General features: G+C 52.1%; 32 protein-coding genes. 31 read left to right on the forward strand and 1 reads right to left on the reverse strand.

Annotated elements, in window-relative coordinates; genetic code table 11:
* Positions 1-37: 37 nt before the first annotated feature.
* A complete protein-coding gene (locus LT85_RS01965) occupies positions 38-1,840 on the reverse strand; it encodes a phosphoethanolamine transferase (RefSeq protein WP_038494770.1) in 1,803 nt (600 codons plus the stop codon).
* A 416-nt stretch (positions 1,841-2,256) separates the two neighbouring features.
* Between LT85_RS01965 and rpsL the strand changes: the two genes are divergently transcribed.
* The 31 genes from rpsL to rpsD all read left to right on the forward strand — a co-directional run bounded on the left by rpsL (position 2,257) and on the right by rpsD (position 19,993).
* Positions 2,257-2,640 carry a 30S ribosomal protein S12 gene (rpsL, locus tag LT85_RS01970; protein ID WP_038484640.1) on the forward strand — a complete coding sequence of 128 codons (384 nt, stop codon included), beginning with the start codon at positions 2,257-2,259 and terminating at the stop codon, positions 2,638-2,640.
* A 138-nt stretch (positions 2,641-2,778) separates the two neighbouring features.
* Entirely contained in the window at positions 2,779-3,249 is a 471-nt protein-coding gene (gene rpsG / locus LT85_RS01975; protein WP_038484643.1) for a 30S ribosomal protein S7, read from the forward strand.
* Between the two features lie 122 nt (positions 3,250-3,371).
* Positions 3,372-5,477: an elongation factor G gene (gene fusA / locus LT85_RS01980; protein ID WP_038484646.1), complete on the forward strand. Its 2,106-nt coding sequence runs from the start codon at positions 3,372-3,374 to the stop codon at positions 5,475-5,477.
* Positions 5,478-5,576: 99 nt separating this feature from the next.
* The gene (tuf, locus tag LT85_RS01985) at positions 5,577-6,773 is read left to right on the forward strand and encodes an elongation factor Tu (protein ID WP_038484611.1); all 1,197 of its coding nucleotides are present in this window, start codon (positions 5,577-5,579) and stop codon (positions 6,771-6,773) included.
* A 117-nt stretch (positions 6,774-6,890) separates the two neighbouring features.
* Positions 6,891-7,208, forward strand: coding sequence for a 30S ribosomal protein S10 (gene rpsJ, locus LT85_RS01990; RefSeq protein WP_038484649.1), 318 nt, complete (start codon positions 6,891-6,893; stop codon positions 7,206-7,208).
* Positions 7,209-7,475: 267 nt separating this feature from the next.
* Positions 7,476-8,132 (forward strand): 50S ribosomal protein L3, encoded by a 657-nt coding sequence (rplC, locus tag LT85_RS01995; protein ID WP_038484652.1) that lies wholly within the window; start codon positions 7,476-7,478, stop codon positions 8,130-8,132.
* 3 nt (positions 8,133-8,135) lie between these two features.
* Positions 8,136-8,756: a 50S ribosomal protein L4 gene (rplD, locus tag LT85_RS02000; RefSeq protein ID WP_038484655.1), complete on the forward strand. Its 621-nt coding sequence runs from the start codon at positions 8,136-8,138 to the stop codon at positions 8,754-8,756.
* Positions 8,753-9,067 carry a 50S ribosomal protein L23 gene (rplW, locus tag LT85_RS02005; RefSeq protein ID WP_038484658.1) on the forward strand — a complete coding sequence of 105 codons (315 nt, stop codon included), beginning with the start codon at positions 8,753-8,755 and terminating at the stop codon, positions 9,065-9,067. Before rplD ends, rplW begins: the two co-directional genes overlap by 4 nt.
* Entirely contained in the window at positions 9,067-9,894 is an 828-nt protein-coding gene (rplB, locus tag LT85_RS02010; protein ID WP_038484661.1) for a 50S ribosomal protein L2, read from the forward strand. Before rplW ends, rplB begins: the two co-directional genes overlap by 1 nt.
* A 10-nt stretch (positions 9,895-9,904) precedes the next feature.
* Positions 9,905-10,180, forward strand: coding sequence for a 30S ribosomal protein S19 (gene rpsS / locus LT85_RS02015; protein WP_014004397.1), 276 nt, complete (start codon positions 9,905-9,907; stop codon positions 10,178-10,180).
* A gap of 6 nt (positions 10,181-10,186) precedes the next feature.
* Entirely contained in the window at positions 10,187-10,519 is a 333-nt protein-coding gene (rplV, locus tag LT85_RS02020) for a 50S ribosomal protein L22 (protein WP_172656933.1), read from the forward strand.
* 9 nt (positions 10,520-10,528) lie between these two features.
* The gene (gene rpsC, locus LT85_RS02025; RefSeq protein WP_038484665.1) at positions 10,529-11,365 is read left to right on the forward strand and encodes a 30S ribosomal protein S3; all 837 of its coding nucleotides are present in this window, start codon (positions 10,529-10,531) and stop codon (positions 11,363-11,365) included.
* Between the two features lie 2 nt (positions 11,366-11,367).
* On the forward strand, positions 11,368-11,787 hold the full coding sequence (rplP, locus tag LT85_RS02030) for a 50S ribosomal protein L16 (protein ID WP_014004400.1): 420 nt from the start codon (positions 11,368-11,370) through the stop codon (positions 11,785-11,787).
* Positions 11,788-11,799: 12 nt separating this feature from the next.
* Positions 11,800-11,991: a 50S ribosomal protein L29 gene (gene rpmC, locus LT85_RS02035; protein WP_014004401.1), complete on the forward strand. Its 192-nt coding sequence runs from the start codon at positions 11,800-11,802 to the stop codon at positions 11,989-11,991.
* Positions 11,991-12,263 carry a 30S ribosomal protein S17 gene (rpsQ, locus tag LT85_RS02040; RefSeq protein WP_014004402.1) on the forward strand — a complete coding sequence of 91 codons (273 nt, stop codon included), beginning with the start codon at positions 11,991-11,993 and terminating at the stop codon, positions 12,261-12,263. Before rpmC ends, rpsQ begins: the two co-directional genes overlap by 1 nt.
* 235 nt (positions 12,264-12,498) lie before the next feature.
* Positions 12,499-12,867, forward strand: coding sequence for a 50S ribosomal protein L14 (gene rplN / locus LT85_RS02045; RefSeq protein WP_014004403.1), 369 nt, complete (start codon positions 12,499-12,501; stop codon positions 12,865-12,867).
* Between the two features lie 9 nt (positions 12,868-12,876).
* Complete coding sequence (rplX, locus tag LT85_RS02050; protein WP_014004404.1) at positions 12,877-13,191, forward strand: 50S ribosomal protein L24; 315 nt, start codon at positions 12,877-12,879, stop codon at positions 13,189-13,191.
* Positions 13,192-13,197: 6 nt separating this feature from the next.
* Positions 13,198-13,737 carry a 50S ribosomal protein L5 gene (gene rplE, locus LT85_RS02055; protein ID WP_038484668.1) on the forward strand — a complete coding sequence of 180 codons (540 nt, stop codon included), beginning with the start codon at positions 13,198-13,200 and terminating at the stop codon, positions 13,735-13,737.
* Positions 13,738-13,744: 7 nt separating this feature from the next.
* Positions 13,745-14,050, forward strand: a complete 306-nt coding sequence (gene rpsN / locus LT85_RS02060) for a 30S ribosomal protein S14 (RefSeq protein ID WP_014004406.1) — start codon at positions 13,745-13,747, stop codon at positions 14,048-14,050.
* A 14-nt stretch (positions 14,051-14,064) separates the two neighbouring features.
* Entirely contained in the window at positions 14,065-14,460 is a 396-nt protein-coding gene (rpsH, locus tag LT85_RS02065; protein ID WP_014004407.1) for a 30S ribosomal protein S8, read from the forward strand.
* 10 nt (positions 14,461-14,470) lie between these two features.
* Positions 14,471-15,004 carry a 50S ribosomal protein L6 gene (gene rplF, locus LT85_RS02070; RefSeq protein ID WP_038484672.1) on the forward strand — a complete coding sequence of 178 codons (534 nt, stop codon included), beginning with the start codon at positions 14,471-14,473 and terminating at the stop codon, positions 15,002-15,004.
* A 12-nt stretch (positions 15,005-15,016) separates the two neighbouring features.
* Entirely contained in the window at positions 15,017-15,379 is a 363-nt protein-coding gene (gene rplR, locus LT85_RS02075) for a 50S ribosomal protein L18 (protein WP_038484675.1), read from the forward strand.
* Positions 15,380-15,391: 12 nt separating this feature from the next.
* Entirely contained in the window at positions 15,392-15,910 is a 519-nt protein-coding gene (gene rpsE / locus LT85_RS02080; RefSeq protein WP_014004410.1) for a 30S ribosomal protein S5, read from the forward strand.
* A 10-nt stretch (positions 15,911-15,920) separates the two neighbouring features.
* Positions 15,921-16,100 carry a 50S ribosomal protein L30 gene (rpmD, locus tag LT85_RS02085; protein WP_038494775.1) on the forward strand — a complete coding sequence of 60 codons (180 nt, stop codon included), beginning with the start codon at positions 15,921-15,923 and terminating at the stop codon, positions 16,098-16,100.
* A gap of 26 nt (positions 16,101-16,126) precedes the next feature.
* The gene (rplO, locus tag LT85_RS02090) at positions 16,127-16,558 is read left to right on the forward strand and encodes a 50S ribosomal protein L15 (protein WP_038484678.1); all 432 of its coding nucleotides are present in this window, start codon (positions 16,127-16,129) and stop codon (positions 16,556-16,558) included.
* A gap of 34 nt (positions 16,559-16,592) precedes the next feature.
* A complete protein-coding gene (gene secY / locus LT85_RS02095; protein ID WP_038484682.1) occupies positions 16,593-17,924 on the forward strand; it encodes a preprotein translocase subunit SecY in 1,332 nt (443 codons plus the stop codon).
* A 37-nt stretch (positions 17,925-17,961) separates the two neighbouring features.
* Entirely contained in the window at positions 17,962-18,180 is a 219-nt protein-coding gene (gene infA, locus LT85_RS02100; protein ID WP_014004414.1) for a translation initiation factor IF-1, read from the forward strand.
* Positions 18,181-18,205: 25 nt separating this feature from the next.
* Positions 18,206-18,319, forward strand: coding sequence for a 50S ribosomal protein L36 (gene rpmJ, locus LT85_RS25775; protein WP_014004415.1), 114 nt, complete (start codon positions 18,206-18,208; stop codon positions 18,317-18,319).
* 27 nt (positions 18,320-18,346) lie between these two features.
* On the forward strand, positions 18,347-18,712 hold the full coding sequence (gene rpsM / locus LT85_RS02105; RefSeq protein ID WP_038484686.1) for a 30S ribosomal protein S13: 366 nt from the start codon (positions 18,347-18,349) through the stop codon (positions 18,710-18,712).
* A gap of 68 nt (positions 18,713-18,780) precedes the next feature.
* Positions 18,781-19,185 carry a 30S ribosomal protein S11 gene (gene rpsK / locus LT85_RS02110; RefSeq protein WP_014004417.1) on the forward strand — a complete coding sequence of 135 codons (405 nt, stop codon included), beginning with the start codon at positions 18,781-18,783 and terminating at the stop codon, positions 19,183-19,185.
* 184 nt (positions 19,186-19,369) lie between these two features.
* A complete protein-coding gene (gene rpsD / locus LT85_RS02115) occupies positions 19,370-19,993 on the forward strand; it encodes a 30S ribosomal protein S4 (protein ID WP_038484689.1) in 624 nt (207 codons plus the stop codon).
* Position 19,994 lies beyond the last annotated feature (1 nt).

Consider the following 19,994-nt stretch of genomic DNA (forward strand, 5'->3'; position numbering starts at 1 on the left):
GTTGGTCATTTACCGCAGACATTGCGGAACTGACTGCCTAATCGCGCTGCTGACGCATAGGCTTGCCGTTATCGATTACCTCGCGGCAGTCGCCTTTGAACGTAGAGTTGTCATAGTCAGTCCAGCCATAGCTATCGACATAGCGTTTGTGCGGGCGCAACTTGCTGCTGAGGAAGCTCCATTCAAGATGCTCGTCGGGATAGCGGATGTCAGCCAGGTCCAGCAGCGAATGGAACACGTTTTCAGTGGTCATCCGTGCGCGTTTGTGGCGAAGCAGCTGATCGACCTTGTCCGGGTAGGTTTGCTTATAGATATCGGAATACCACATCAGCGCAGGGATATGGAATTCGAACTGGGTGTTGTGGCCGTGGAAGGCGATTTTGCAGCTGCCGTCGTACAGTGTCTGGCCGTGGTCAGAGAAATACATCATCGCGCTCAGTTGCTTGGAATCCCTGAGTTTGTCGATTACCTGTGCCAGGAACCAGTCCACATAGCGGATCGAATTGTCGTAGCTGTTACTGAGCGCGGCTTTGTTGGCGAGGTTGGTATAGGCCGGATGCTCAATCCCGAATAGCGATGGCTGCCATTTGTCGAACTCCTGGGGATAGCGATGGCTGTAGTTCCAATGATTGCCCAAGGTGTGCAGCACGATCAGCTTCTTTGGCGCCGGATCGGCCATGGCTTTTTGTAATTGCGGCAACAGAATGGCGTCGAGGTTGGAGGCATCGGTAAAGCCGCCAAGGTTCAGGAACTGGACCACATCGGCCTCATTGGCAAATACCGATACCGGGGTGTCAAACTTACCATACGACATCTGGTTTGAAATCCAGTAAGTCTTGAAGCCGGCTTCCTTGTAGCCGGTGATGAACGATTTTTCGGCAAAGCCGGCTTTCAAGCTTTCAGTGGCCGGTTTGCGCGACACCATCACCGGGACGGACAGGCGTGTGGCAGACACCGAGGTAATGACATCGGAAAAGCTGACAAGGTTGCTTTCCTTGCTGAGCAGGGGATTGGTGTCGCGCTGATAGCCATTCAGGCTCCAGCGGTCGAAGCGCGATGATTCCCCGATGACCATGACTACAATTTGTGGCGTGTTCTGCTGGCTGGTTTGATGGGCGCCAAAGTGGAACTGGCTGTTCTTGTGCTCGAGATCGTCCAGATACTCACGTTCCTTCCAGAAATCGTAGCCGCGTACTGCCAATCCGAAAGGCCAGGTATGACCCATGGGTTCTGCTTCCAGCGGCAGTGCAGCCCAATTCGGGAGCTTGCCGAAATGGCTGGTAAGCGTTTGCGAGCTTGGTAAGGGAGCTACCTTCCCGGGGGCCGTACTTACCTGCGCCGCTTGAATTCCGATTTCCTCACCATATAACCAAACGCATAGGCCAAGAGTGAGTATTAACCAACCAGGCCAACGCAAGCGACCGTCGAGATCCAGGTCGCGGGTCCGGCTGGCCGCCAGCCAACTGAGTGCCCACCACAGCACGATCGTGGCAAGAATCAGCGCGAGCCACCAAATTTTGTCGCCGAGAAACTCCATCGCCTCGCCAGGACTGGTTTCGGCGATGATGCCGAGATGGTGAGTGGAGATGCCCTGGCCGTAGAATTTGCGCAGATAGATTTCGGTGGGCAAGGCCAGGAACGCCGGCAACAGCATCCAGTGGAACCAGAAGGGCCGCTTGAAGATGGACCATATCACTAGCCAGAGCGCGATTTCCGTAACGATGATGCGGATCGGGTGATCTACAGTTTGCCCGAACAGCAAAGGCACGAAGGGAACCAGGGACAGGGCCAGGTAGGTAACCAGCACGAACAGGTTATTGCGGCGAAACAAGGCGGGCATCATGAAGGGTGAAAATAGTCGAATCCCATTATCCCGCAAAGCTGGCGCGGGTGACCACGGCATATGAGATATAGACGGCCTTTGCCAATCGCGAGGTATTCAAAGTGACAATGGTCTGGTGGTGATCGCCGACAGGCGTCCGGACTGTTGTGTTTAGGAGGCACCTATCCTAGACTGCGGTTGACTGCCAGGCATCATAGGGATATACTCGCGGGTTCTCGATTGTAGGCTCTAAGGGCCGAACGTTCTTTGGTCTGCTTCCGCTTTCTATAGCGCGTTCCTCCTCTACTGCTGAATCGAATTGTGCGCAGGTTTTGTACGGTTCGTATGATTCCTCTGCAAGTATCTGTCCAATCCCGGACAACCGATTTCGGGATTGTTGTTATTAACGTCGTAATTTTGTTGGATATATAACGATGCCAACCATCAATCAATTGATTCGCCAGCCGCGCGTTTCTGCGGTCGTAAAGAGCAAATCACCAGCGCTGGAAAACAGCCCGCAAAAACGCGGCGTTTGCACCCGCGTTTATACGACAACTCCAAAGAAGCCAAACTCGGCTCTGCGTAAAGTTGCCAAAGTTCGCCTGACCAACGGTTTCGAAGTCATTTCGTACATCGGCGGTGAAGGCCATAACCTGCAAGAACATAGTGTCGTGCTGTTGCGCGGCGGCCGTGTAAAAGACTTGCCGGGTGTGCGTTACCACATGGTTCGCGGTGCACTGGATACCCAGGGCGTCAAGGATCGTAAGCAAGCACGTTCGAAGTACGGTGCAAAGCGTGCTAAGGCTACAAAGAAATAATAGTTTTCGTAAGGCGTAAGCCAAGCGAATAAGTGTCGGTCCCCAATGGGCCGAGTAAGTGGAGGGCTATGATGGCCATCCGCGAGTGTGCAGAAACAAATTATCTGTGCGCTCAACTGAAGATTGAAAGGAATCGAAATGCCACGTCGTCGTGAAGTTCCCAAGCGGGAGATTCTGCCGGATCCAAAATTCGGTAATGTAGATGTTGCGAAGTTCGTCAACGTCCTGATGTTGTCCGGTAAGAAATCGGTCGCAGAAAACATCATTTACGGTGCCTTCGAGCACATTCAAACCAAGTCCGGCAAAGATCCGCTGGAAGTGTTTGCGCTTGCTATCAGCAACGCAAAGCCACTGGTTGAAGTCAAGTCGCGTCGCGTCGGTGGTGCAAACTACCAGGTGCCAGTTGAAGTTCGTCCTGTCCGTCGTATGGCGTTGTCGATGCGTTGGTTGCGTGAAGCAGCTAACAAGCGCAGCGAAAAATCGATGCCACAACGCCTGGGCGGCGAACTGATGGAAGCCGCAGAAGGCCGCGGCGGCGCAATGAAAAAGCGTGACGAAGTTCACCGTATGGCAGAAGCGAATAAGGCGTTCTCGCACTTCCGCTTCTAATAGACTGGGCGGCAGGCTCTCTGATGAGCCGCTGTCCGCATCTGAAATTTGTTCGAGCCGAGCGCATATTTTTATCAAAAATGGCGCTCGGTTTCGTGCATTAAAAGACTTAGGATTAAATCATGGCTCGCAAGACCCCCATTGAGCGCTATCGCAATATCGGTATCTCCGCTCACATCGATGCAGGTAAAACCACGACTACAGAACGCGTTCTGTTTTATACCGGTGTGAATCACAAAATCGGTGAAGTGCATGATGGCGCAGCCACCATGGACTGGATGGAACAGGAGCAAGAGCGCGGTATTACCATTACTTCCGCTGCAACGACCTGCTTCTGGAAGGGTATGGCGGGTAATTTCGCTGAGCACCACATCAACATCATCGACACACCGGGTCACGTTGACTTCACGATTGAAGTTGAGCGCTCGATGCGTGTTCTGGATGGCGCCTGCATGGTTTACTGTGCAGTCGGCGGCGTTCAGCCACAATCGGAAACAGTTTGGCGTCAAGCTAACAAGTACAAGGTTCCACGCCTGGCGTTCGTCAACAAGATGGATCGTACCGGCGCGAACTTCTTCAAGGTTTTCGAGCAGATGAAGGCTCGCCTGAAGGCAAATCCAGTGCCAATGCAAGTACCTATCGGCGCTGAAGACAAGTTCGAAGGCGTGATCGACCTGGTCAAGATGAAAGCCATTTACTGGGACGATTCGACCCAGGGTATGAAGTTCGACTACCGTGATATTCCTCCTGAATTGGCTGCCGACGCTGCCAAGTGGCGCGAAAACATGGTCGAAGCAGCTGCTGAAGCATCAGAAGAACTGATGAACAAGTACCTGGAAGAAGGCGACCTGACAGAGGCAGAAATCAAGGCTGCGATCCGTCAACGTACCCTGGCCAGCGAAATCGTGCCAATGATGTGCGGTACTGCGTTCAAGAACAAGGGCGTGCAAGCCATGCTGGACGGCGTGATTGAATACCTGCCGTCGCCGGTAGATGTTCCTCCTGTTCCAGGCCTGGATGAAGATGATGAGCCAATCTCGCGTAAAGCAGAAGATGGCGAAAAGTTCTCCGGTCTGGCGTTCAAGATCGCAACCGATCCGTTCGTTGGTCAGATCTGCTTCATGCGCTGCTATTCGGGTACCCTGAACTCGGGCGATACCGTCTTGAATTCGATCAAGGGCAAGAAAGAGCGTATTGGCCGTATCGTGCAGATGCACGCCAACCAGCGCGAAGAAATCAAGGAAATTCTGGCCGGTGACATCGCTGCACTGATCGGGATGAAAGATACAACAACAGGCGACACATTGTGCGACGCCAATGCATTCATCATCCTGGAACGCATGGTGTTCCCAGAGCCGGTGATTTCGCAGGCTGTCGAGCCTAAGACTAAGGCTGACCAGGAAAAAATGGGCTTGGCGTTGAACCGCCTGGCACAAGAAGATCCTTCGTTCCGCGTGCGTACTGACGAAGAATCGGGTCAAACCATCATCGCCGGTATGGGCGAGTTGCATCTGGATATTATCGTCGACCGTATGAAGCGTGAATTCAACGTGGAAGCGACCGTCGGTAAGCCACAAGTTGCGTATCGTGAAACGATCCGCAAGACTTGCGAAGAAATCGAAGGCAAGTTCGTCAAGCAATCGGGTGGTCGTGGTCAATACGGTCACGTGGTTCTGAAGATCGAACCCCAAGAGCCAGGCAAGGGCTTTGAGTTCGTTGACGCGATCAAGGGCGGTACCGTTCCACGCGAATACATCCCTGCAGTAGAAAAGGGTGTCCGTGAAACATTGAACACCGGTGTCCTGGCAGGCTACCCAGTGGTAGACGTCAAGGTAACCCTGTTCTTCGGTTCTTACCATGACGTTGACTCGAACGAAAATGCGTTCCGCATGGCTGCTTCGATGGCGTTCAAGGACGGCTGCCGTAAAGCCAGCCCGGTTATTCTGGAGCCAATGATGGCTGTTGAAGTTGAAACTCCGGAAGACTACGCTGGTACTGTGATGGGCGATCTGTCGTCGCGTCGCGGTATGGTTCAAGGCATGGACGAAATTGCCGGTGGTGGCGGCAAGATCATCAAGGCCGAAGTACCTCTGTCAGAAATGTTCGGTTACTCGACTTCGTTGCGTTCGGCTACACAAGGCCGTGCAACTTACTCGATGGAATTCAAGCATTACTCGGAAGCGCCTAAGAACGTTATCGATGCAATCGTAACGTCCAAGGCTAAGTAATCAGGCAGTTGGCCCTTGTCTGTTCCACAAGAACGGATGAGGGCTAAAAATGTATAAATCATTGTTTAACGACATCGTTCTTTTTGAAGGAAGAATAAAATGGCAAAAGGTAAATTCGAGCGGACCAAGCCGCACGTCAACGTCGGCACTATCGGCCACGTCGACCACGGCAAGACCACGCTGACAGCAGCGATCGCGACAGTATTGTCGAAGAAATTTGGCGGCGAAGCCAAAGCGTACGATCAGATTGACGCAGCGCCAGAAGAAAAAGCGCGCGGCATCACGATCAACACTGCACACGTTGAATACGAAACTGCCAACCGCCACTACGCGCACGTTGACTGCCCAGGCCATGCTGACTATGTGAAAAACATGATCACCGGTGCGGCACAGATGGACGGTGCGATCCTGGTATGTTCGGCAGCTGACGGCCCAATGCCACAGACCCGTGAGCACATCCTGTTGTCGCGTCAGGTTGGCGTGCCATACATCATCGTGTTCCTGAACAAAGCGGACATGGTCGACGACGAAGAGTTGCTCGAGCTGGTTGAAATGGAAGTGCGCGAACTGCTGACCAAGTATGATTTCCCAGGCGACGACCTGCCAATCATCAAGGGTTCGGCGAAGCTGGCTCTGGAAGGCGACACTGGCCCATTGGGCGAGCAAGCGATCATGGCTCTGGCTGAAGCGCTGGATACCTACATCCCGACACCGGAGCGTGCTGTTGACGGTCATTTCCTGTTGCCAGTGGAAGACGTGTTCTCGATCTCGGGTCGCGGTACTGTTGTAACCGGCCGTATCGAGCGTGGTATCGTCAAGGTTGGCGAAGCACTGCAAATCGTTGGTATCCGTGATACACAAGATACAACATGTACTGGCGTTGAAATGTTCCGCAAGCTGCTGGACCAAGGTCAGGCAGGCGACAACGTTGGTGTGTTGTTGCGCGGTACCAAGCGTGAAGACGTGGAGCGGGGCCAAGTATTGGCCAAGCCGAACTCGATCAAGCCACACAAGCATTTCACTGGCGAGATCTATGTTCTGTCGAAAGACGAAGGCGGCCGTCATACTCCTTTCTTCAACAACTATCGTCCACAGTTCTACTTCCGTACAACGGACGTGACTGGTTCGATCGAGTTGCCGAAGGATAAAGAAATGGTGATGCCAGGCGATAACGTGTCGATCACAGTAATGCTGATCAACCCGATCGCGATGGAAGAAGGTCTGCGTTTCGCGATCCGCGAAGGTGGCCGTACTGTTGGTGCAGGTGTTGTTGCCAAGATCCTGCCTGACGCGTAATAGCAGTCTGTAGTACGTTTTACGATTGGCCGGCCGCTTCGGTGGCTGGCTAATATGTCAATGTAACAATATGCCGTGGGTGGTTGTCATTCACGGTTCGTTCTTTTAAGGAAAATCATGTCAGCTCCTAATCAAAAAATCCGCATCCGCCTGAAAGCATTCGATTACAAACTGATCGACCAGTCGGCTCAGGAAATCGTTGATACAGCCAAGCGCACCGGCGCGGTTGTCAAGGGTCCAGTACCACTGCCAACACGTATCCAGCGTTTTGACGTTCTGCGTTCGCCGCACGTCAACAAGACATCGCGCGACCAGTTTGAAATCCGTACGCACCAACGCCTGATGGACATCGTCGACCCAACCGACAAGACTGTCGATGCGTTGATGAAGCTGGACTTGCCAGCTGGCGTAGACGTAGAAATCAAGCTGCAGTAATAAATTCACAATAATTGAGGGCGGACTTCAGGCGTCGCGGCAGCGCGGCAAATGGTCTGCCCTTAGTTTTTGGGAGTGTTGTAAATCAGCTCTAACCGGCGGATGTTTGACATACCACGACAAAGATGGTCTTGCAAATAAAAATTTACGCGGTTATACTGATCGGCTTCGGTGCGATTGCCGACGGATTTCGTCTATGCAGTCGTGCTTATTTTAGTTGTACAAACATCAGCCCCGCCCAATCGTAGGCGGGAATGGAGAAAAACAATGAGCTTAGGCCTTGTTGGTCGCAAGGTTGGCATGATGCGCATCTTCACGGAAGATGGGGATTCGATCCCTGTTACCGTAGTCGACGTGTCGAACAACCGCGTGACCCAAATCAAAACGCCTGAAACAGACGGTTATACCGCTGTTCAAGTTGCATTCGGTCAGCGTCGCGCTTCACGCGTGACTAAAGCTGCTGCTGGTCACTACGCCAAAGCTGGCGTCGAGGCTGGTACCATCCTCAGAGAATTCCGCATTGACTCAACCAAGGCTTCCGAGCTGAAGGCTGGCGACGTTATCGCTGCAAGCCTGTTCGAAGCTGGTCAAAAGGTTGACGTTCAAGGTGTCTCGATCGGTAAGGGTTACGCTGGTACTATCAAGCGTCACAACTTCTCGTCCGGTCGCGCTACCCACGGTAACTCCCGTTCGCATAATGTTCCAGGTTCCATCGGTATGGCGCAGGATCCAGGTCGCGTTTTCCCTGGTAAGCGCATGACCGGTCACATGGGTGACGTTACTGTAACCACGCAAAACCTCGAAATCGCACGTGTTGATGCTGAGCGCCAACTGTTGCTGGTCAAGGGTGCGGTTCCAGGTGCAAAGAACGGCCAAGTTGTGGTCAGCCCTGCGATCAAAATCAAAGCTAAGAAGGGAGCCTAATTCATGGAACTCAAGCTCCTGAATGACCAAGGTCAAGCTGCTTCGAACGTTGCTGCACCGGATACCATTTTCGGTCGCGACTACAATGAAGCTCTGATTCACCAGGTCGTAGTTGCTTACCAGGCTAACGCTCGCAGCGGTAACCGTAAGCAAAAAGACCGTGAAGAAGTTCATCACACGACTAAAAAGCCATGGCGCCAAAAGGGTACTGGCCGCGCTCGTGCCGGTATGTCGTCTTCGCCACTGTGGCGCGGCGGTGGTCGGATTTTCCCGAACTCGCCTGATGAAAACTTCACGCACAAAGTAAACAAGAAGATGTATCGCGCAGGTCTCTGCTCGATTCTGTCGCAGTTGGCACGCGAAGGTCGTTTGTCGGTCGTCGAGAATTTCTCGGTCGAAGCGCCAAAGACTAAGTTGCTGTCGCAAAAACTGAAGAGCATGGGTTTGGAATCCGTATTGGTGATCACCGACAATCTGGAAGAAAACCTGCTGTTGGCGTCGCGTAACCTGCCAGGCTTCCTGGTATGCGAGCCACGTCATGCTGATCCAGTATCGCTTGTGTTCTACAAGAAGATCCTGATCACCAAGGCGGCTTTGGCGAAGATCGAGGAGATGCTGGCATGAACGCAATTAAACATAGCGAAGAACGCTTGATGAAAGTGTTGCTGGCGCCGGTGATTTCCGAAAAGGCAACGATGGTTGCGGAGAAGAACGAGCAAGTCGTTTTCCGTATCGCACCAGACGCTACCAAGCTGGAAGTCAAGGCTGCTGTCGAGCTGCTCTTCAAAGTTCAGGTTGAGTCGGTACAAGTTGCCAATCGCCAGGGTAAGCAAAAGCGTAGCGGCAAGTCGATGGGCCGCCGCAACCATACCCGCCGCGCATTCGTATGCTTGAAGCCGGGTCAAGAGATCAACTTCACCGAGGAGGCTAAATAATGGCACTCGTTAAAGTTAAACCAACCTCGCCGGGCCGTCGTGGCATGGTCAAGGTCGTTAATCCCGACCTGTACAAAGGCCGTCCATTTGCTGCCCTGGTTGAGAAGAAGTCGAAAACAGCTGGTCGTAACAACAATGGTCATATCACTACTCGCCACATCGGCGGTGGTCATAAGCAACATTACCGTCTGATCGACTTCAAGCGCACCAAAGATGGTATTCCTGCGAAAGTGGAACGTATCGAATACGATCCAAACCGTACAGCGAATATCGCTCTGTTGTGCTACGCCGACGGCGAACGTCACTACATCATTGCCACCAAGGGCATGGCTGTAGGTGACCAGGTAATGAGCGGCTCGGAAGCGCCGATCAAATCCGGTAACTGCTTGCCAATCCGTAACATTCCGGTTGGTACGATTCTGCATTGCGTCGAAATGCTGCCAGGTAAAGGTGCCCAAATGGCACGTACAGCCGGCGCCGGCGTAGTGTTGATGGCTCGTGAAGGTACTTACGCTCAAATTCGTTTACGCTCCGGTGAAGTTCGCCGCGTGCACATCGAATGCCGCGCTACCGTAGGTGAAGTCGGCAATGCCGAACACAGCCTGCGCAAGATCGGTAAAGCGGGTGCGATGCGTTGGCGTGGTGTTCGTCCTACCGTTCGCGGTGTGGTCATGAACCCGGTTGACCATCCTCACGGTGGTGGTGAAGGTAAGACCGCAGCTGGTCGTCATCCAGTTTCGCCATGGGGTCAACAGACTAAGGGTAAGAAGACACGCAGCAACAAGCGTACTACTTCCATGATCGTCTCGCGCCGTGGCAAGAAATAAGGGGTAACACATGACACGTTCATTGAAAAAAGGGCCGTTCTGCGACGCCCATCTGGTGAAAAAAGTCGAAACTGCACAAGCAGTCAAAGACAAGAAGCCAATCAAGACTTGGTCCCGTCGCTCGACCATCATGCCGGATTTTATCGGTCTGACGATTGCTGTGCATAACGGCAAGCAACACGTCCCGGTATATGTGTCCGAGAACATGGTTGGTCACAAGCTCGGCGAATTCGCGCTGACCCGTACGTTCAAGGGTCATGCTGCTGATAAGAAGGCTAAGAAATAAGGTCCGATGATGGAAACTAAAGCTACCCTCCGCGGCGTGCGTCTGTCGGCCCAAAAGGGCCGTCTGGTCGCCGACCTGATTCGCGGCAAAAAAATTGATCACGCGCTAAACATCCTGACTTTCAGTCCGAAGAAAGGTGCAGCCATCATCAAGCGTGTTCTGGAATCCGCAATTGCGAATGCAGAACACAATGACGGTGCTGACATCGACGAACTGAAAGTTACGACGATTTACGTGGAAAAAGGTTCGGTCCTGAAGCGCTTCACAGCGCGTGCAAAAGGCCGTGGTGATCGTATCTCGAAGCAATCCTGTCACATTTACGTGACTGTCGGAAACTAAGGAGTCACGATGGGACAGAAGATTCATCCAACCGGTTTTCGCCTTGCGGTTACACGTAACTGGGGATCCCGCTGGTATGCAGGCAATAGCAATTTTGCCCAAATGCTCGGCGAAGATCTGAAAGTTCGCGCTTTCCTCAAGAAAAAACTGAAGAACGCATCGGTCGGCCGCGTTGTTATCGAGCGTCCTGCAAAGAACGCACGCATCACGATTTACAGCTCGCGTCCTGGTGTTGTTATTGGTAAAAAAGGCGAGGACATCGAAGTACTGAAGTCCGCGCTGACTAAGCTGATGGGTGTGCCGGTTCACGTTAATATCGAAGAAATTCGTAAACCTGAAATCGACGCACAACTGATCGCTGACTCGATCGCGCAACAGCTCGAAAAACGCATCATGTTCCGCCGCGCGATGAAACGTGCGATGCAGAACGCAATGCGTCTGGGCGCGCAAGGGATCAAGATCATGTCGTCCGGTCGTTTGAATGGTATCGAAATCGCCCGTACCGAATGGTACCGCGAAGGTCGCGTACCACTTCATACACTGCGCGCTGACATCGACTACGGTTTCGGCGAAGCTGAAACCACGTACGGCATTATCGGCATCAAAGTCTGGGTTTACAAGGGTGATCGTCTGGCTAACGGCGATGCGCCGGTAATCGACGTACCTAACGACGATGACAAGAAACGCCGTGGTCCACGTCGCGATGATGGCAAGCCAGCCGGTCGTCCACGTGCTAAAACTACAACGGCAGGTCCAGGTGCGCCAGCTGCGCGTCCAGCCCGTGCCAAGAAGCCGGATGGCGCTGCTGAAGGTGTTGCTGCACCGGCTGAGAAAGCAGGAGAATAATCATGCTGCAACCAGCACGCAGAAAATATCGTAAAGAGCAAAAGGGCCGCAACAAGGGCATTTCGCATTCGCGCGGTACCGCCGTGTCGTTTGGCGAATTTGGCTTGAAGGCGATTGGCCGCGGTCGTATCACCGCGCGTCAAATCGAGGCAGCTCGTCGCGCAATGACCCGTCACATCAAACGGGGTGGTCGTATCTGGATTCGTATTTTCCCCGATAAGCCAATTTCGCAAAAACCTGCCGAAGTCCGTATGGGTAACGGTAAGGGTAATCCCGAGTACTACGTGGCTGAAATCCAGCCAGGTAAAATGCTGTACGAGATGGATGGCGTCGACGAAACTCTGGCGCGCGAAGCATTCCGTTTGGCTGCAGCTAAATTGCCGTTGTTGACCACGTTCGTCGTGCGTCAAATCGGCCAATAATTGGAGTTAAACATGAAAGCATCAGAACTCCGCGACAAAGATCAAGCGGCCTTGACCAAAGAGCTGAACGAATTGCTGAAGGCGCAGTTTAGCCTTCGCATGCAAATCGCTACTCAGCAATTGAGCAATACGTCGCAATTGAAGAAAGTTCGTCGCGATATAGCACGGGTCAAGACCGTGATCAATTCGAAGGGCGCCCTGTAATGAACGATCAAGTGAAACAAGCGCTCAAGCGCACGCTGGTTGGTAAAGTTGTGTCCGATAAAATGGACAAGACTGTTACCGTCCTGATCGAACGCCACGTCAAGCATCCTCTGTATGGCAAAATCATCGTGCGTACTAACAAGTACCATGCACATGACGAAACCAACCAGGCCAAGGAAGGTGACGTTGTCGAGATCCAAGAAGGACGTCCAATCTCCAAGACTAAAGCTTGGAGCGTGACACGTGTGGTACAAGTGGCACAAGTCCTGTAATTATTTGTTGCGAGCCAAGCATTTTGATGTAATAATGCTTGGCTTCGCTCATGTTGGCTTCCAGCAGGGGCGATACAGAAAAATTAGCACCACCCGCAGTAAATTTTTGTACTAGCAAGAAGTTTTGGAAGTCGTCCACCTAAGCAGTGCGCTCAGCAGAGTTGCCCTGACAGGACCAAGACTGACCGTAAATCCGCATCGTGCGGCAGCGAGTTAAGTTGGGAAAGAAAATATTATGATTCAAACGGAAAGCCGGCTCGAAGTAGCCGACAACACTGGTGCACGCGAAGTTATGTGTATCAAAGTTCTGGGTGGTTCCAAGCGTCGCTATGCCAGCATTGGTGATGTGATCAAGGTTACCGTCAAAGTGGCAGCGCCACGTGGTCGCGTCAAGAAAGGCGAGATTTATAACGCCGTTGTCGTACGGACCGCTAAAGGTGTTCGTCGTCAAGATGGTTCGTTGGTCAAGTTCGATGGTAATGCAGCAGTGCTGCTGAACGCGAAGCTTGAGCCAATTGGTACGCGTATTTTTGGACCAGTCACTCGTGAACTGCGCACTGAGCGCTTCATGAAGATTGTGTCGCTCGCGCCTGAAGTGCTGTAAGGAGTCGAGATGGATAAGATTCGGAAAAGCGACGAGGTAATCGTCCTGACTGGTAAAGACAAGGGCAAGCGCGGTGTTGTTAAGCAACGCGTTGATGCTAATCACGTCGTCGTAGAGGGTGTCAACGTTGCTAAAAAAGCGACCAAGCCAAACCCGATGACTGGTGTAACTGGTGGCATCATTGACAAGCTGATGCCAATTCACGTGTCAAATGTTGCGTTGTTCAATGCAGCAACTGGCAAGGCAGATCGCGTTGGTTTTAAAGATGTGGACGGCAAGAAAGTCCGCGTTTTCAAGTCCAGTGGCGAAGTTGTTAAGGTTTAAGAGATCATGGCCCGTCTCCAAGAATTCTATAAAGATAAAGTCGTTACCGACCTGACAGCGAAATACGCTTACAAGTCCGTAATGGAAGTGCCGCGCATTCTGAAGATCACCCTGAACATGGGTTTGTCGGAAGCGATTGCGGACAAGAAGATCATTGAGCACGCTGTTGGCGATTTGACCAAGATTGCAGGTCAGAAGCCAGTCGTGACCAAGGCACGGAAGGCTATCGCGGGTTTTAAAATCCGTGAAGGCTACCCAATCGGTTGCATGGTTACGTTGCGTGGCGCTCATATGTACGAGTTTCTGGATCGCCTGATCACTGTCGCGCTGCCGCGCGTTCGTGACTTCCGTGGCGTCTCCGGTCGTGCATTTGACGGTCGTGGTAACTACAATATCGGTGTGAAAGAGCAGATCATTTTCCCCGAAATTGAATACGACAAGATTGATGTGTTGCGTGGTATGAATATCAGTATCACGACGACTGCAAAGACCGACGACGAAGCAAAATCGCTTCTCGCCGCATTTAAATTTCCGTTCAGAAACTGAGGTTGCCATGGCAAAACTGGCACTGATTAACCGTGAGCAAAAGCGCGCTGACCTGGTAAAGAAATACGCCGGTAAGCGTGCCGAGTTAAAGGCAATCATTGATGACCAATCGAAGTCGGAAGAAGAGCGCTACGAAGCTCGCTTGAAATTGCAAGCGCTGCCACGTAACTCGGCTCCGACCCGTCAACGTAATCGTTGCTCCCTGACTGGTCGTCCACGTGGCACTTTCCGCAAGTTCGGTCTGGGCCGTATTAAGCTCCGTGAAATCGCCATGCGTGGCGAAATTCCGGGTATGACTAAAGCAAGCTGGTAATAGGAGAATATGCAATGAGTATGAGCGATCCTATCGCCGATATGCTGACCCGTATCCGCAATGCGCAAGTAGTTCACAAGACAACCGTGGCAATGCCATCGTCGAAGGTCAAGATTGCGATTGCCAACGTCCTCAAGGACGAGGGTTACATTGAAGATTTCGCTGTCGCAGAAGAAGGCGGCAAAGCGGAACTCAAAATCGGTTTGAAGTATTACGCCGGCCGTCCTGTTATCGAACGCCTTGATCGCGTATCCCGTCCAGGGCTGCGTATCTACAAGGGCAAAGATGACATCCCTAACGTGATGAACGGCTTAGGTGTGGCAATTATTTCGACACCTGCTGGTGTCATGACGGACCGCAAAGCGCGCGCAACCGGTGTCGGTGGCGAAGTTATTTGCTACGTCGCCTAAGGAGTGCAATATGTCACGTGTAGGTAAAATGCCGATTGCACTGCCGACTGGCGCGGAAGCGACCATCACAGCAGCGCAGATCACAGTCAAGGGCCCGTTGGGCTCGTTGTCCCAGGCTTTGAATGGCCTGGTCAAAATCGAAAACAACAACGGCACGCTGAATTTCGCGGCCGCTGACGAAAGTCGTGAAGCCAATGCGATGTCAGGCACCCTGCGTGCTCTGGTCAACAACATGGTCAACGGTGTAACCAAGGGCTTTGAAAAGAAGCTGAACCTGGTTGGCGTGGGTTTTCGTGCGCAAGCTCAAGGCGACAAGTTGAATCTGTCCCTCGGTTTCTCGCATCCGGTGGTTCACCAAATGCCAGCTGGCGTGAAAGTGGAAACACCGACGCAAACCGAGATCCTGATCAAGGGTATCGACAAGCAACGTGTTGGTCAGACTGCTGCAGAAATTCGTGCTTACCGCGAACCTGAGCCTTATAAGGGCAAGGGCGTTCGTTACTCGGACGAAGTGGTAATCCTTAAAGAAACCAAGAAGAAGTAATAGGGGTTGACGATGGATAAGAAACAATCACGTCTGCGCCGTTCACGCCAAACGCGTGCCAAGATCGCAGAGTTAAAGGTGAATCGCCTGGCAGTGCATCGTACCAACTTGCACATTTACGCCAGCATCATCGGCCCTGACGCTAAAGTGTTGGCTTCGGCCTCCACACTGGAAGCTGAAGTACGTGCGGAACTGGCCGGTAAGTCCGGTGCAGGCGGCAATACAGCAGCTGCGGTTCTGGTTGGCAAGCGTGTTGCCGAGAAGGCACTGAAAGCTGGAGTTACCGAAGTTGCGTTTGATCGCTCCGGTTTCCGTTACCACGGCCGCGTCAAGGTGCTGGCAGATGCCGCCCGCGAAGCCGGTCTGAAGTTCTAAGGAAGAATCGTCATGGCAAAAATGCAATCGAAAATGCAAAGCGATAAGCCGGATGATGGCATGCGCGAAAAAATGATCGCGGTCAACCGTGTGACCAAAGTGGTCAAGGGTGGTCGTATCATGGGTTTCGCAGCATTGGCTGTTGTTGGTGATGGCGATGGCCGTATCGGCATGGGCAAGGGCAAATCGAAAGAAGTGCCAGTTGCTGTGCAAAAGGCTATGGAAGAAGCTCGTCGCAAGATGATCAAGGTAACGCTCAAGAACGGTACTCTGCAACACGCAATTTCCGGCAAGCACGGCGCGTCATCGGTTTTGATGCTACCAGCTAAAGACGGTACTGGTGTTATTGCAGGCGGTCCAATGCGCGCAATTTTTGAAGTGCTGGGTGTGACGAACGTTGTGGCCAAGTCCACTGGTTCGACTAATCCGTACAACATGGTTCGTGCAACTTTGAACGGCTTGTCAAAAATGAACACTCCATCGGAAATCGCTGCCAAACGCGGCAAGTCCGTTGAAGAAATTCTGGGCTAAGGTGATCAAAATGACAAAGACTGTAAAAGTACAATTGATCAAGGGTTTGATCGGCACGCGCGAAACTCATCGCGCAACGGTGCGCGGTTTGGGTCTGCGTCGCGTTAATTCGGTTTCCGAATTGCAAGACACACCAGCTGTGCGCGGCATGATCAATAAAGTGTCCTATCTTGTGAAAGTGGTGTCGTAAGCTTAGGCTTGCGAACGGAGCAAATTATGGAATTGAATACTATTCAACCTGCAGATGGCGCCAAGCACTACAAGCGTCGCGTTGGTCGTGGTATCGGCTCGGGTCTCGGTAAAACAGCCGGCCGCGGTCACAAGGGTCAAAAATCGCGTTCGGGCGGTTTCCACAAAGTAGGTTTTGAAGGCGGTCAGATGCCTTTGCAACGTCGTTTGCCAAAACGCGGCTTCAAGTCGATGGCAACGCCGTACAAAGCAGAAGTTCGTTTGTCGGACCTGGAAAACCTGCCGGTAACTGAAGTAGATATCCTGGTGTTGAAGCAAGCTGGCGTCATCGGCGAGCTGGCACGTGTGGTACGCGTTATCTTGTCGGGCGAGCTCACTAAAAAAGTGACACTCAAAGGCTTGATCGCTACCAAAGGTGCAAAAGCTGCGATTGAAGCGGCCGGCGGATCGGTTGCTTAATTTGTCGTTCTAACTCGTAGCAATGGAGCAATAAGTGGCGACTTCACCCCAACTTGCAAAGAGTGCTGCGAGCGGCTTCCCATGGGGCCGTCTGTGGTTCTTGCTAGCTGCACTGGTTGTATATCGTATTGGCGCTCACATTCCCGTTCCGGGAATTGATCCATCGCAGTTGGCGCAATTGTTTAAGGCGCACCAGGGCGGTATTCTGGGCATGTTCAACATGTTCTCTGGTGGTGCGTTGTCGCGGTTCACCGTGTTCGCGCTGGGTATCATGCCGTATATCTCGGCATCGATCGTGATGCAATTGATGTCGATTGTGTCACCCCAGCTGGAAGCGTTGAAGAAAGAGGGCGAGTCTGGCCGTCGCAAGATTACTCAGTACACTCGTTACGGTACGCTGTTGCTGGCGACGTTTCAGGCTCTGGGGATCGCGGTAGCGCTGGAATCGCAACCTGGCTTGGTGTTGGATGCCGGCCTGGCCTTTCGCTTCACTACAGTTGTGACGCTGGTAACAGGAACAATGTTTTTGATGTGGTTGGGTGAGCAGATTACTGAGCGTGGCCTCGGCAACGGTATCTCGATCATTATCTTTGCAGGTATCGCAGCTGGTTTGCCGAATGCGGTTGGTGGTTTGTTCGGTCAGGTAAGTACCGGTTCGATGAGTCCCTTGTCGGCGATTCTGATTTGTTTGATCGCTGCCGGTGTGACATATCTGGTGGTATTTATTGAACGCGGCCAACGCAAGATTCTGGTGAATTATGCGAAACGCCAAGTAGGCAACAAGATTTATGGTGGTCAAAGCAGTCATTTGCCACTGAAGCTGAACATGGCTGGTGTAATTCCTCCAATCTTCGCTTCCTCGATCATCTTGTTTCCTGCGACAATCACGAGTTGGTTTACTTCGGGTAATTCAACCAACCCGGTAGTGAACTTCCTGAAGGATATGGCGGGTTCGCTGGCGCCAGGTGAGCCGATTCATGCTTTGCTGTATGCGATTGCAATTGTGTTCTTCTGCTTTTTCTATACAGCGTTGGTGTTCAACAGCAAAGAAACAGCTGACAACCTGAAGAAGAGCGGTGCGTTTGTACCAGGGATTCGTCCAGGCGAGCAGACAGCACGTTATATCGACAAGATTTTGATGCGTTTGACACTGGTTGGCGCGGTTTATATTACGGTTGTTTGTTTGGTTCCGGAATTCTTGATCGCCCGCTGGAAAGTACCGTTTTATTTTGGTGGTACATCGCTGTTGATTATCGTAGTGGTCACCATGGATTTCATGGCGCAAGTACAGAATTACGTGATGTCGCAGCAATATGATTCGCTGCTTCGTAAGGCAAATTTCAAGGGCGGCGTGTCGACACGCTAAGTGTTGATACGAACGACCAAAGGAACCAGTAGACCGAATGGCAAAAGACGACGTTATCCAGATGCAAGGCGAGATTCTTGAGAATCTCCCCAATGCAACATTTAGAGTCAAGTTGGAAAACGGACATATCGTCCTCGGTCATATTTCTGGCAAGATGCGCATGAACTATATTCGCATCCTCCCAGGAGATAAGGTGACGGTAGAATTGACACCTTATGATTTAAGCCGGGCACGGATTGTGTTCCGTACCAAGTAACTTTTAGTATAGAAAGAAGACGAAAATGAAAGTGCTCGCATCAGTCAAGCGCATCTGCCGCAACTGTAAGATCATTAAGCGCAAAGGCGTGGTTCGCGTCATTTGTACAGAGCCGCGCCATAAACAGCGCCAAGGTTAATTAACGTTATTGATCGAGGAATAACGAATGGCACGTATTGCAGGGGTAAACATCCCCAATCATCAGCACACTGTTATCGGCTTGACAGCCATCTACGGTGTTGGCCGCCCACGCGCAAAAGTAATTTGCGACAGCACGGGTATTTTGACTACGAAGAAGATCAAAGATCTCGACGATAACGAGCTGGAAAAGCTGCGCGACGAAATTGCAAAATTCGTCGTCGAAGGTGATCTGCGTCGTGAACTGTCGATGAACATCAAGCGTTTGATGGATCTGGGTTGCTATCGTGGTATGCGTCATCGCAAAGGCTTGCCTTGCCGTGGCCAACGTACTCGTACCAATGCACGTACCCGCAAGGGCCCGCGCAAAGCCGCTCAATCGCTGAAGAAATAATTAAGATGCCACGCTTTCGTGGCGTGGCAGCTGATTGTTCTTAGGTAGTCGGATTCAAGGAAATTATTATGGCAAAGTCCCCAAATAACGCCGCAGCAGCACGTGTGCGTAAAAAAGTTAAAAAGAACGTTGCTGAAGGTATCGCGCATATTCACGCGTCTTTCAACAACACCATCATCACGATTACCGATCGTCAAGGTAACGCGTTGTCGTGGGCGACATCTGGTGGCGCTGGCTTTAAAGGCTCCCGCAAGTCGACTCCATTTGCAGCGCAGGTTGCAGCCGAAGCCGCTGGTAAAGTGGCTGTGGAATGTGGCGTAAAGAACCTGGAAGTACGTATCAAGGGCCCAGGTCCTGGTCGTGAATCCGCTGTTCGCGCATTGAACAACCTGGGTATCAAGATCACCCAGATTCAAGACGTAACACCAGTTCCGCATAACGGTTGCCGCCCACCAAAGCGTCGTCGTATCTAAATCGATTTCGATTTTCGCTGTTGTGTCTCATCACTTCAGCGTATGCAAGTAGCCCGCCAATGACCTTGGCGGGTTTTGTTCTTAAGCCCACCGTCTGGTTGAAAGCAAACCAGACTAGCGCCAGGCCGTTTTCGGCCCCAACGGATAGTCATATCCCGGCGTCATATTTTTAAAAGGAAGCATCGTGGCACGTTATATCGGACCTAAAGCAAAACTTTCCCGCCGTGAAGGTACGGACCTGTTCCTGAAGAGCGCACGCCGCTCGCTGGATTCCAAGTGCAAACTGGACTCCAAGCCAGGTCAACACGGCCGCACATCTGGTGCACGTACCTCCGACTACGGTAACCAATTGCGCGAAAAGCAAAAAGTTAAGCGTATGTACGGCATTCTGGAACGCCAGTTCCGTCGTTATTTCGCTGAAGCGGACCGTCGCAAGGGCAACACCGGCGAAACACTGCTGCGTTTGCTGGAAGCACGTCTGGACAACGTCATTTATCGTATGGGTTTTGGTTCGACCCGTGCTGAAAGCCGTCAGCTGGTTTCGCACAAAGCGTTCACCGTCAACGGTAACGTGGTCAATATCGCGTCTTACCAAGTGAAGACCGGCGACGTGATCGCTGTTCGTGAAAAAGCCAAGAAGCAAGTGCGTATCATCGAAGCGCTGCAACTGGCCGAACAAGGTGGCATGCCATCGTGGGTTTCGGTTGATGCGAAGAAAATGGAAGGTACTTTCAAGTCCCTGCCAGACCGTAACGAAATCGCTAACGACGTCAACGAATCGCTGATCGTCGAATTGTATTCGCGTTAAT

The organism is Collimonas arenae (genome assembly GCF_000786695.1).
In the GTDB taxonomy this organism is placed as follows: domain Bacteria; phylum Pseudomonadota; class Gammaproteobacteria; order Burkholderiales; family Burkholderiaceae_D; genus Collimonas; species Collimonas arenae_A.

What these genes read in the sequence shown, in the direction of transcription:
- rpsS (WP_014004397.1), top strand. Translation starts at nt 9,905, where the DNA reads ATGACACGTTCATTGAAAAAAGGGCCGTTCTGCGACGCCCATCTGGTG.
- rplB (WP_038484661.1), top strand. Translation starts at nt 9,067, where the DNA reads ATGGCACTCGTTAAAGTTAAACCAACCTCGCCGGGCCGTCGTGGCATG.
- rpsH (WP_014004407.1), top strand. Translation starts at nt 14,065, where the DNA reads ATGAGTATGAGCGATCCTATCGCCGATATGCTGACCCGTATCCGCAAT.
- rpmC (WP_014004401.1), top strand. Translation starts at nt 11,800, where the DNA reads ATGAAAGCATCAGAACTCCGCGACAAAGATCAAGCGGCCTTGACCAAA.
- fusA (WP_038484646.1), top strand. Translation starts at nt 3,372, where the DNA reads ATGGCTCGCAAGACCCCCATTGAGCGCTATCGCAATATCGGTATCTCC.
- rpsN (WP_014004406.1), top strand. Translation starts at nt 13,745, where the DNA reads ATGGCAAAACTGGCACTGATTAACCGTGAGCAAAAGCGCGCTGACCTG.
- rpmD (WP_038494775.1), top strand. Translation starts at nt 15,921, where the DNA reads ATGACAAAGACTGTAAAAGTACAATTGATCAAGGGTTTGATCGGCACG.
- rplE (WP_038484668.1), top strand. Translation starts at nt 13,198, where the DNA reads ATGGCCCGTCTCCAAGAATTCTATAAAGATAAAGTCGTTACCGACCTG.
- rpmJ (WP_014004415.1), top strand. Translation starts at nt 18,206, where the DNA reads ATGAAAGTGCTCGCATCAGTCAAGCGCATCTGCCGCAACTGTAAGATC.
- rpsC (WP_038484665.1), top strand. Translation starts at nt 10,529, where the DNA reads ATGGGACAGAAGATTCATCCAACCGGTTTTCGCCTTGCGGTTACACGT.
- rpsQ (WP_014004402.1), top strand. Translation starts at nt 11,991, where the DNA reads ATGAACGATCAAGTGAAACAAGCGCTCAAGCGCACGCTGGTTGGTAAA.
- LT85_RS01965 (WP_038494770.1), bottom strand. Translation starts at nt 1,840, where the DNA reads ATGCCCGCCTTGTTTCGCCGCAATAACCTGTTCGTGCTGGTTACCTAC.
- rpsE (WP_014004410.1), top strand. Translation starts at nt 15,392, where the DNA reads ATGGCAAAAATGCAATCGAAAATGCAAAGCGATAAGCCGGATGATGGC.
- rplO (WP_038484678.1), top strand. Translation starts at nt 16,127, where the DNA reads ATGGAATTGAATACTATTCAACCTGCAGATGGCGCCAAGCACTACAAG.
- rpsL (WP_038484640.1), top strand. Translation starts at nt 2,257, where the DNA reads ATGCCAACCATCAATCAATTGATTCGCCAGCCGCGCGTTTCTGCGGTC.
- rpsJ (WP_038484649.1), top strand. Translation starts at nt 6,891, where the DNA reads ATGTCAGCTCCTAATCAAAAAATCCGCATCCGCCTGAAAGCATTCGAT.
- rpsK (WP_014004417.1), top strand. Translation starts at nt 18,781, where the DNA reads ATGGCAAAGTCCCCAAATAACGCCGCAGCAGCACGTGTGCGTAAAAAA.
- rplX (WP_014004404.1), top strand. Translation starts at nt 12,877, where the DNA reads ATGGATAAGATTCGGAAAAGCGACGAGGTAATCGTCCTGACTGGTAAA.
- rplC (WP_038484652.1), top strand. Translation starts at nt 7,476, where the DNA reads ATGAGCTTAGGCCTTGTTGGTCGCAAGGTTGGCATGATGCGCATCTTC.
- rplD (WP_038484655.1), top strand. Translation starts at nt 8,136, where the DNA reads ATGGAACTCAAGCTCCTGAATGACCAAGGTCAAGCTGCTTCGAACGTT.
- rplF (WP_038484672.1), top strand. Translation starts at nt 14,471, where the DNA reads ATGTCACGTGTAGGTAAAATGCCGATTGCACTGCCGACTGGCGCGGAA.
- rpsG (WP_038484643.1), top strand. Translation starts at nt 2,779, where the DNA reads ATGCCACGTCGTCGTGAAGTTCCCAAGCGGGAGATTCTGCCGGATCCA.
- rplV (WP_172656933.1), top strand. Translation starts at nt 10,187, where the DNA reads ATGATGGAAACTAAAGCTACCCTCCGCGGCGTGCGTCTGTCGGCCCAA.
- infA (WP_014004414.1), top strand. Translation starts at nt 17,962, where the DNA reads ATGGCAAAAGACGACGTTATCCAGATGCAAGGCGAGATTCTTGAGAAT.
- rplW (WP_038484658.1), top strand. Translation starts at nt 8,753, where the DNA reads ATGAACGCAATTAAACATAGCGAAGAACGCTTGATGAAAGTGTTGCTG.
- tuf (WP_038484611.1), top strand. Translation starts at nt 5,577, where the DNA reads ATGGCAAAAGGTAAATTCGAGCGGACCAAGCCGCACGTCAACGTCGGC.
- rpsM (WP_038484686.1), top strand. Translation starts at nt 18,347, where the DNA reads ATGGCACGTATTGCAGGGGTAAACATCCCCAATCATCAGCACACTGTT.
- rplP (WP_014004400.1), top strand. Translation starts at nt 11,368, where the DNA reads ATGCTGCAACCAGCACGCAGAAAATATCGTAAAGAGCAAAAGGGCCGC.
- rplR (WP_038484675.1), top strand. Translation starts at nt 15,017, where the DNA reads ATGGATAAGAAACAATCACGTCTGCGCCGTTCACGCCAAACGCGTGCC.
- rplN (WP_014004403.1), top strand. Translation starts at nt 12,499, where the DNA reads ATGATTCAAACGGAAAGCCGGCTCGAAGTAGCCGACAACACTGGTGCA.